General features: G+C 49.9%; 1 protein-coding gene and 2 pseudogenes. All 3 read right to left on the reverse strand.

The features are described from left to right. A partial coding sequence (locus NOM06_RS20960; RefSeq protein ID WP_370688943.1) for an Ig-like domain-containing protein occupies positions 1-496 on the reverse strand: 496 nt, incomplete at its 3' end. Between the two features lie 313 nt (positions 497-809). Beyond that, a pseudogene (locus tag NOM06_RS20675) lies at positions 810-1,201 on the reverse strand (transposase); the annotation flags it as partial. 550 nt (positions 1,202-1,751) lie between these two features. Next, a pseudogene (locus NOM06_RS20680) lies at positions 1,752-2,728 on the reverse strand (IS3 family transposase); the annotation flags it as partial.

A 2,728-nucleotide genomic window follows, 5' to 3' on the forward strand; every position in this document is an offset into this window, starting at 1 on the left:
CCGTGTATTGCGCCTCCACCGTCACCGCCTGCGTTACCCCCTTGGGCAGCGTCAGGGAGGCAGGGCTTGCCACCACGTGTGTCAGCTTCGCATCAGTCACTGTCACCTCCGCCGCATTGCTGGTTACCCCCCCAACGCTCGCAACAACGGTTACGCGACCTTCATTCAGAGCTACCATTCCACCAACCGCATCCACGCTCACTATCGACTGCTGACTCAGGATCCACTCAACCCCATCACTAACTAACTCCGAAGCACCACTCTCATACTCAACACTCACAACAAAATTAAGTTGTGCACCAATAGGGAGCACAACCGCACCACCAGGTTGCAACTGAACGGAACGAATCTGCCCCCCCTCCAAAAGCTCCCCCCCGCCCCCATTGCAGCCATACAGAGACAACGCAAGAAGACATATAATGAAGGGCTGCCTGCTAACAAAGATCGAGATTGCAATCAGTGACAGCATCAAGAAAATAAGAAGGCCAGTACACATAAATATTCGTCCAAAGAATCAACTATTTAACAAATATCACATCAAATTACATCGTGAGTTCGGTTGATGCAAACAAAACTTTTTTTACAAAAAAGCTCTAACTACTTAAAGAAGAATTCCATCAAAGCAGATCAGCCCCTTTACATTTAGCGTTATTTCCTAACTAGTTCATGACTAAGCAGAAGTGCTCAGCGATTGGGTTGGCAATGCCGCAAAAATCACTTTATTGCTGTGTACGTGAGACTTCAAGATTCTAGATCACCACACTTGACATCAATTTGACCACGCGGTGTTTACCACAAACTTCCCCCTAATCACGGAAATCTCGAGGGATCTTGCGATAACCGTAGATAGCACCACTTTCCAACTAGGAGGGCCTGACATAGCGCGACAAAGCGGACCCTAACGAGCCACTCAGTTCTGAGCGCGCATATTTCCTCGACTCGCTGGTAAAGTACGCGGCGACTTCCCTTAGAATATTGCGCTCCTCGGTGACTTGGCGCAGTTGGGTTTTCAGGGAGCGAATCTCGGCTTGGAAGGCTGACTCTTCGTGCTGCTGGTCAGTGGGTTTGCTGTAACGCTTGAGCTAGGCATACAGGCTGTGACTAGATACCCCTAGGGCTCGTGCAACATCAACCACAGGCCGCCCACATTTAGTGACTTTTTTATTTACTTGAATGTTTCTGGATAATGCTCACAGCTTATAACACTTCCAATAGTTCCAATAGTTGCCTCATTTTAAGGCTGTGAGTTGTCTAGGAAAAACGTGGGGACGATTGATTTATGCCATCGAACAGCTCCAATTCTCTGCCAATGAGATCATGAAGTGAGCTTATGAAAAAAACCTCTCCAGCAAGCTCTCACACACGGGCACGGGAGTGACAAAACAAGCAAGAGGAGAGGAAAGCACTTTACAGGGCACCATGCACAGAGCGTTTGCTCATAGCGTCAAAGTATGCGGCGCTGACAAAAAAAACGACCATGAACTTTTATGAAAACTTACAAAAAAAATGAAATCACTTAAAAAACAAAACATTAAGGCAGAAATTTGCAGTTACAATAGGATGTTGTCATCAAAATAATCTACGTGAATGCTCGTCGTCTGCGCGAGCTGTACAGATCTAGTTATCACCTGACACCGGCTTCAAACCGGTGTCTTTTTTACGCTACTTTAGAGCGCACTTCCTTCGGTATCAATTTCAGACCCTTCTTGAACATGCTGTAGGACGTCTGTCCTTCCATCATCCTGTAGTGGTCAACTAAATCCGGACACTTGGTTAGGCCGATCTTCGGCTCTTGCTGGCGGTATCCCGTCATTGTGTTGATGTGGACGCCGCCAGTTGTAGTAATCCATCAGGTAGTAACTGATATCCCGCTTCGCCTCTCGCAAGCTCATATATCCCATAGCCGGGAGCCACTCTGACTTCAGGCTTCTGAACAACCGTTCCATCGGGGCGTTATCCCAGCACTTACCACGCCGACTCATACTCTGGGTCATGCGATAGCGCCACAGTCGTTGCCGAAATGCCCGGCTGCCATATTGGCAGCCCTGATCGGAGTGAAACAGCACACCGGATGGGCAACCCCGCTGCTGATAGGCCATCTCCAGTGCTTTGATGGCCAGCTCTGCATCAGGCTTATCAGACATCGCCCAGCCCACTACCCGCCGAGTGTACAGGTCAAGAACCGCTGCCAGGTAATGCCAACGACCACCGGCCCAGACGTAGGTGATATCGCCACACCACACCTGATTGGGTTGCTGGACATCAAATTCACGGGCCAGCAGATTGGGAATATCCGGTCGTTCTGACCGTGCCACCTTATAACGGTGAGCGCCCGGCTGTTTGGATACCAGCCCGGCTTCCTTCATCAGGTTACGTACTTTGAATCGACCAATCTGATACCCCAACTCCCGCATCATCGACATCAAGGCGCGGCTGCCTGCAGAGCTCCTGCTCTCTTTGAACAACCGGCGCAACTCACTGCGTTGCTGTATCCGCTCACGGTTAATCGCCCGTCTGCGGGCCAGATAGTCGTAAAAGCAGGATGTTGGAACATCGAAAGCGCAGCAGACCAAGGTGATGGGGGCTTGCTCCCTTAATCGGTCTATCAGCGCGTACGTGTGAACTCGTCCGCCATCAAGAGAGCAGTAGCCTTTTTTAGAATGTCCTTTTCACGTTCGAGCCGGTTGATACGGGCTTCCAGCTCCTGAATTTTTTGCTGCTCCGGAGT

This window comes from Aeromonas sp. JL9 (assembly GCF_024436075.1).
GTDB lineage: Bacteria > Pseudomonadota > Gammaproteobacteria > Enterobacterales > Aeromonadaceae > Aeromonas > Aeromonas veronii.